Annotated in this window: 7 protein-coding genes and 2 tRNA genes; 7 read left to right on the top strand and 2 right to left on the bottom strand. The window is 48.3% G+C overall.

Annotated features, from left to right (window positions below; all coding sequences use genetic code 11):
- The first annotated feature begins 16 nt into the window (after positions 1-16).
- A tRNA-Asp gene (locus M2387_RS24975) sits at positions 17-93 on the top strand.
- A 7-nt stretch (positions 94-100) separates the two neighbouring features.
- Positions 101-176: transfer RNA gene (locus M2387_RS24970), tRNA-Trp, on the top strand.
- Between the two features lie 85 nt (positions 177-261).
- Here the strand turns inward: M2387_RS24970 and hdfR are convergent.
- Complete coding sequence (gene hdfR / locus M2387_RS24965) at positions 262-1086, bottom strand: HTH-type transcriptional regulator HdfR (protein WP_259053454.1); 825 nt, start codon at positions 1084-1086, stop codon at positions 262-264.
- A 118-nt stretch (positions 1087-1204) separates the two neighbouring features.
- On the opposite strand from hdfR, the gene M2387_RS24960 reads away from it, so the two are divergent.
- Positions 1205-1543 (top strand): MaoP family protein, encoded by a 339-nt coding sequence (locus M2387_RS24960; protein ID WP_259053452.1) that lies wholly within the window; start codon positions 1205-1207, stop codon positions 1541-1543.
- Positions 1544-1598: 55 nt separating this feature from the next.
- On the opposite strand, the gene M2387_RS24955 is transcribed toward M2387_RS24960, so the two are convergent.
- Positions 1599-3119 carry a YifB family Mg chelatase-like AAA ATPase gene (locus tag M2387_RS24955; protein ID WP_259053450.1) on the bottom strand — a complete coding sequence of 507 codons (1521 nt, stop codon included), beginning with the start codon at positions 3117-3119 and terminating at the stop codon, positions 1599-1601.
- Between the two features lie 352 nt (positions 3120-3471).
- On the opposite strand from M2387_RS24955, the gene ilvL reads away from it, so the two are divergent.
- The 4 genes from ilvL to ilvE all read left to right on the top strand — a co-directional run bounded on the left by ilvL (position 3472) and on the right by ilvE (position 6562).
- Entirely contained in the window at positions 3472-3570 is a 99-nt protein-coding gene (gene ilvL, locus M2387_RS24950) for an ilv operon leader peptide (RefSeq protein WP_211993704.1), read from the top strand.
- A 138-nt stretch (positions 3571-3708) separates the two neighbouring features.
- Positions 3709-5355 carry an acetolactate synthase 2 catalytic subunit gene (ilvG, locus tag M2387_RS24945; RefSeq protein ID WP_259053447.1) on the top strand — a complete coding sequence of 549 codons (1647 nt, stop codon included), beginning with the start codon at positions 3709-3711 and terminating at the stop codon, positions 5353-5355.
- Positions 5352-5609 carry an acetolactate synthase 2 small subunit gene (ilvM, locus tag M2387_RS24940; protein ID WP_259053445.1) on the top strand — a complete coding sequence of 86 codons (258 nt, stop codon included), beginning with the start codon at positions 5352-5354 and terminating at the stop codon, positions 5607-5609. Before ilvG ends, ilvM begins: the two co-directional genes overlap by 4 nt.
- 20 nt (positions 5610-5629) lie before the next feature.
- The gene (ilvE, locus tag M2387_RS24935; RefSeq protein ID WP_259053442.1) at positions 5630-6562 is read left to right on the top strand and encodes a branched-chain-amino-acid transaminase; all 933 of its coding nucleotides are present in this window, start codon (positions 5630-5632) and stop codon (positions 6560-6562) included.
- Positions 6563-6573: the final 11 nt, after the last annotated feature.

Genomic DNA, 6573 nt, shown 5'->3' with positions numbered 1-6573 from the left:
TGTAAAGTAATTCGGTGGAGCGGTAGTTCAGTCGGTTAGAATACCTGCCTGTCACGCAGGGGGTCGCGGGTTCGAGTCCCGTCCGTTCCGCCACCCTTTTAGGGGCGTAGTTCAATTGGTAGAGCACCGGTCTCCAAAACCGGGTGTTGGGAGTTCGAGTCTCTCCGCCCCTGCCAGATTAAAAAACCTTTGCGAAAGCAAAGGTTTTTTTTCGTCTGTCATAAACCACCTCCTGCCGATTATTTGCTGAAAAAAAGCGCATTACTGCGCTAATAATGGTGTCTTCAGTAACGATTTAATGATGCTTTGCTTATCGGTATTTTGCAGCCAGATAGCGTACAGAGGCCTGGAAAGCAGGCCAGAATTAGCCAGCGGATAAACAGTTTCTTGCAGCTGTGCCCACTCAACAGGCAGGAAAGCATAGCCGTTTAACGCCGGAATCAACTGGCATGCCTGAGTTGCAGAACTGGTCGTTAAGATGGGGATTTCATCGTTCTGAATAAATTCAGACTCATATTGTTGGAAGTCAGCCCCCCACTCTATGCGTACATAGGCCAGCTGATCCCGGTCACATTTTGGGCTGCCAGCATAAAGAGCAAGATTAAAATTCCCCAATAACTGGCTGGTAAATTCATCCATTTTCGGCGCTTCAGTGGTCAATAATAAGTCAAGTCTGCGGTCATGAAGCTGCTTAACTAACGACTGACGTGATGCAATGCGGGCTTCAAATTGAAAGTCTTTATGTTGTTGATAAAGAACAGAAATCCAGGGCGTTAGCATACATTCCCACAGCGCGGAACTGGCTCCGATGCTGAGCTGATTATGCTGTGAGGTCAGAGAGACTTCCCTCTTAGCAGCAAGCCAGGTATTCATTAAATTTTCGGCGTAAGGTAATAACCTCTCCCCAGCAGTGGTCAGTCGTATATTATTACGATGGCGCGTAAACAGATTTACACCGAGCTGATTTTCGAGCTGTCGAATACGAAAACTAACGGCAGACTGCGTCAAATACAGTGTTTCAGCCGCACGACCAAAATGTCGTGTTCTGCTCACTTCAAGGAATGTTTTCAGTAGCTCGCTATCCATGACCCTCTCCAAAAAAAATTTGTCGTTATGATTTAAATATTTTGTTTTACACTCTGTCAAGCGTAACTAATACTCCGCGCCATAAACAGCCAGACCAAAAGAATTAGGAGCGTGCAGGATGGCGGAGAGCTTTACGACAACTAATCGGTTTTTCGATAATAAACATTATCCGCGTGGATTCTCCCGACATGGCGATTTCACCATCAAAGAAGCTCAGTTATTAGAGCGTCATGGTGTTGCGTTTAATGAGCTGGATCTTGGCAAACGCGAACCTGGAACAGAAGAGGAAACTCTGTTTGTTGCAGTGTGTCGTGGTCAGCGTGAACCTGTGACAGAAGCAGAGCGCGTCTGGAGCAAATATATGTCGCGTATCAAACGTCCAAAGCGTTTTCACACTCTTTCTGGCGGCAAGCCGCAGATGGATGCTGTTGAAGACTATACCGACAGCGACGACTAAATAAAGGGGGCGATAGCCCCCTTTATCGTATTCATCGACAAGTCACATCATTGCTTTATCCTGCCAGACGCTGCAAGTGCAAAAGCAACCGGTCTATTGCCCGATACCCAAGCGCCTCTTGTAAATGCACCCTGAGAATATCTTTTTCCTGCTGCATATCCGCAATCGTTCGTGCCACTTTCAACAACCGCTGCCAGGCTCTCACTGACAAGCCCAGTGTTGCCAGAGTCTCCTCTAGCCAGAGCGCATCATTCTGCTCAAGCTGACAGAATTCACGAACCTCATGATTACTGAGTAACGCATTAAGCTTATGCTGCCTTGCTAGCTGATGGTTTCTGCAGGCAATGACCCTGTCTCTTACTTCATGGCTGGATTCACTGCGGTGCTGAGACTGACTCAGTGTACCGACCGACAGCAATGGAACCTCAACAGATAAATCAAAACGATCAAGGAAGGGCCCTGACAGGCGGCCCAGATAACGCAGGGTCTGTTGCGGCGTTGCCCTATTATGAAGCCCTTCATAGTGACCGGTGGGTCCTGGGTTCATAGCTGCAATTAGCTGAAAGCTGGCGGGGTAAGTTATCTTTGCACGCGTTCGGGAGATATGGATCTCTCCCGACTCTATGGGCTCGCGTAATGAGTCCAGAACTCTGCGTTCAAATTCTGGAAGTTCATCGAGGAACAGTACACCGTTGTGCGCTAAAGAAATTTCACCTGGCTGGGGAATACTGCCACCCCCTACCATGGAGTTTAATGAAGCACTGTGGTGAGGGGCTCTGAATGGACGCTGACGCCACTGACGCCAGGAAAGTGAAGGTTGTACCAGGCTAAGAATCGCCGCGCTCTGTAACGCTTCCGTGTTGCTTAACGGTGGAAGAAGAGTATTAAGCCGGCTGGCTAGCATTGTTTTCCCGGTTCCGGGGGGGCCTATCAGCAGTAAATTGTGCCCTCCACTGGCCGTTATCTCTAGTGCACGCTTTCCCTGACTCTGGCCAATGATTTCGTTCAGGTCACTTTCTGAAGGAGGGTGAGAATAGAGCGGCGCTATCGGGCGGGTTAACTGACTTTTGCCTTCAAGCCAGCTACAGACTTCCGTCAAATGTTGCGCTACTAAACAGCCGGGTTGTTCTATCAAACCTAACTCGGCGGCATTATCTGTGGCTGTGACAATACTTCGACCCGCCTTCAGGGCTTCAAGGGCTGCTGATATTGCTCCTGATACGCCACGTAACGCGCCTGTTAACGCTAGCTCACCCACGAACTCATATTGTGCCAGCATCGTTGTGCTGAGCTGCTCAGAAGCTGCGAGGAGCGCAATCGCAATAGGGAGATCGTAACGCCCCCCTTCTTTCGGGAGATCTGCCGGTGCCAGGTTAATGGTTATCTTACGGGCAGGAAAGGTATAGCCACTGTTTATAATGGCACTACGTACCCGGTCACGGGCTTCTCTGACCGTTGTTTCTGGCAGTCCCACCAGGGTCAGGCCGGGTAATCCGCGGCTGATATGGACTTCTACTGTAACTAAGGGGGCACTGACACCTAATGCTGCCCGGGTATGAATAACTGACAGAGACATATCTCCTCCATGAAAAATTTATCATGGCGTATTCCAGGGCGATTAAAAATCATACATTTTATATAACTGAACAGAGTGCTAATAAATTTTACAGCCTGATCTTTTGTTATCTTTTTTTTGAGAGCGATGTTCAGAGGTAATAATTTTTTTATCTGATGCTGAGTAAAAATTCGTTTATTGATTGATTTGATAAATTTTCTGCATCGTCATTTTTTGTTTTTAAATTCAACGTGTTTTTCGTAAATTTGCTTTCTTTCGCTCAGTTTTTTTATAAAAAAATCTTGTGTTCATATCTGATTCTGTGATAACTCTGTAGGTATTACTTCGAGCAAGATGATAGAAAGTACAAAAAATGACAGCCCTACTACGAGTGATTAGCCTAGTCGTGATTAGCATTGTGGTGATTATTATCCCACCGTGCGGGGCTGCACTTGGAGAAAGAAAGGCTTAAAAATCAAGTCTTAATCGAAAAGAACCCCGCACCGAAAGGTCCGGGGTTTTTTTTTTGGACAAAGAATTTAATATGAGGGCAGATTATGTTCAGTAGCATAAAATTCTGTTTCTCTGGTAATGAGACGGGGAACTAACTATGAATGGTGCGCAATGGGTGGTACATGCGTTGCGAGCGCAGGGTGTTGAAACAGTTTTCGGTTATCCAGGCGGCGCAATCATGCCGGTATACGATGCATTGTATGACGGTGGTGTGGAACATCTACTGTGTCGCCATGAGCAAGGCGCCGTTATCGCAGCGATAGGTTATGCGCGTGCCACCGGTAAAACAGGAGTATGTATTGCGACATCCGGGCCTGGTGCCACCAACCTGATAACCGGCCTGGCTGATGCAATGTTAGATTCCGTTCCGGTCGTCGCACTGACAGGCCAGGTAGCCGCGCCACTGATGGGCACCGATGCTTTTCAGGAGGTGGATGTTTTAGGCCTCTCTTTAGCCTGTACTAAACACAGCTTCCTGGTTGAGTCGATTGAAGAGCTACCGCGGGTTATCGCAGAAGCTTTTGAAATTGCCAGTAGCGGTCGTCCTGGTCCTGTTCTGATTGATATTCCTAAAGATATCCAACTTGCTAACGGTGATTTTGAAGCCTGGTTATCCACTGTCGCTGATGATGAGTTTTTGCCTGAAGCAGAGATTGAGCAAGCGCGAGGCCTATTAGCGAGCGCACAAAAACCGATGCTGTATATCGGCGGTGGCGTCGGTATGGCTCAAGCGGTTCCGGCCCTGCGTGAATTTATTGCTGTGACCAATATACCTTCCACGGTGACCCTTAAAGGGCTGGGGGCGGTTCCGCCTGAGCACCCTTTCTATACCGGTATGTTAGGCATGCACGGTACTAAAGCTGCAAACCTGGCGGTACAGGAGTGCGATTTACTGATAGCGGTTGGCGCGCGTTTTGACGATCGTGTTACCGGCAAACTGAATACTTTTGCTCCCCACGCGAAAGTTATCCATATGGATATCGACCCTGCTGAACTGAGTAAGTTACGTCAGGCTCACGTGGCGCTACAAGGTCCGCTGAATCAGTTATTACCTGCACTGCAACAGCCGTTACAGATTGCTGACTGGCAGCAACAAGTGGCCACCCTGAAAGCAGAAAATGAATGGCGTTATGATCACCCCGGTGAACCTATCTATGCCCCTTTATTGCTCAAACAACTTTCTGAACGTAAACCTCAGGAATGTGTTATCACCACCGATGTCGGCCAGCATCAAATGTGGACCGCGCAGCATATGACCTTTACCCGTCCGGAAAACTTTATCACTTCAAGTGGTCTGGGCACGATGGGTTTTGGTTTACCTGCGGCAGTCGGGGCTCAAGTTGCCAGGCCTGAGGATACGGTGATTTGTGTCTCCGGAGATGGTTCATTCATGATGAATATTCAGGAGCTGGGAACCGTAAAGCGTAAAAAGCTGCCTGTGAAAATTTTGTTACTGGATAACCAGCGTTTAGGTATGGTTCGACAGTGGCAACAGCTGTTTTTTGCTGAACGCTATAGCGAAACTAATCTTTCTGATAACCCTGATTTCCTTACGCTGGCCAGCGCTTTTGATATTCCAGGCCAGCGTATTACTCGTAAAGACCAGGTAGAAGCCGCGCTTGATACTCTGCTCAATAGTGACGGCCCGTACTTACTTCATGTCTCAATTGATGAGTATGAGAATGTCTGGCCGTTGGTACCGCCAGGTGCCAGTAACGCACAAATGATGGAGAAAGAATCATGATGCAACATCAACTTGCCTTGCAGGCTCGCTTCCGTCCGGAAACGTTAGAACGCATATTACGTGTAGTACGTCACCGCGGTTTTCAGATCTGTTCCATGAATATGGTGACCGACACCAATCCTGAAAATATCAATATTGAGCTCACTGTTGCCAGCCCGCGTTCGATAGAACTGCTGTTCAGCCAGTTAAGCAAACTGGTTGATGTTGCCTGTATCGAAGTTCAGCAACTTACATCACAACAAATTCGCGCCTGAGCGTAAAAGGATAGAGAAGCATGACAACTAAAAAAGCTGACTACATCTGGTTCAACGGTGAAATGACGCCGTGGGAAAACGCAAAAGTCCACGTTATGTCACATGCCTTGCATTACGGAACATCCGTATTTGAAGGTATCCGTTGCTACAACTCTCACAAAGGACCGGTAGTCTTCCGTCATCGCGAACATATGCAGCGCCTGCGCGACTCAGCCAAAATCTATCGCTTCCCGGTATCACAAAGCGTCGACGAGTTGATGGAAGCTTGTCGTGCTGTACTACGTAAAAACAACCTGACCAGCGCTTATATTCGCCCGCTGGTCTTTGTGGGCGATGTCGGTATGGGGGTTAACCCTCCGGCTGACTACACCACAGATGTTATTATTGCCGCTTTCCCGTGGGGCGCTTATCTGGGTGCCGAGGCGCTGGAGCAGGGTATTGATGCGATGGTTTCTTCCTGGAACCGTGCGGCACCAAATACTATCCCTACCGCAGCAAAAGCTGGGGGTAACTATCTCTCCTCATTACTGGTTGGTAGCGAAGCTCGCCGCCATGGTTACCAGGAAGGGATTGCTCTGGATGTTCATGGCTATATCTCTGAAGGGGCGGGTGAGAACCTGTTTGAAGTTAAAGATGGTGTAGTCTTTACTCCGCCGTTTACTTCTTCTGCCTTACCGGGTATTACCCGTGATGCCATCATTAAACTGGCTAAAGATTTGGGTATTGAAGTGCGTGAGCAAGTGTTGTCCCGTGAATCACTGTATCTTGCTGATGAAGTCTTTATGTCCGGAACCGCAGCAGAAATCACGCCAGTACGCAGCGTGGATGGTATCCAGGTCGGTGAAGGCCGTCGTGGCCCGGTCACCAAACGTATTCAAGATGCGTTCTTCGGCTTATTTACCGGTGAAACTGAAGATAAATGGGGCTGGTTAGACCCTATTAACGCGAAATAAGCACAACACCA

Source organism: Klebsiella sp. BIGb0407 (assembly GCF_024807845.1).
Lineage (GTDB): Bacteria > Pseudomonadota > Gammaproteobacteria > Enterobacterales > Enterobacteriaceae > JGM124.
The sequence above is the reverse complement of the archived record's forward strand: the minus strand, read 5'-3'. Positions and strand labels throughout refer to the sequence as shown.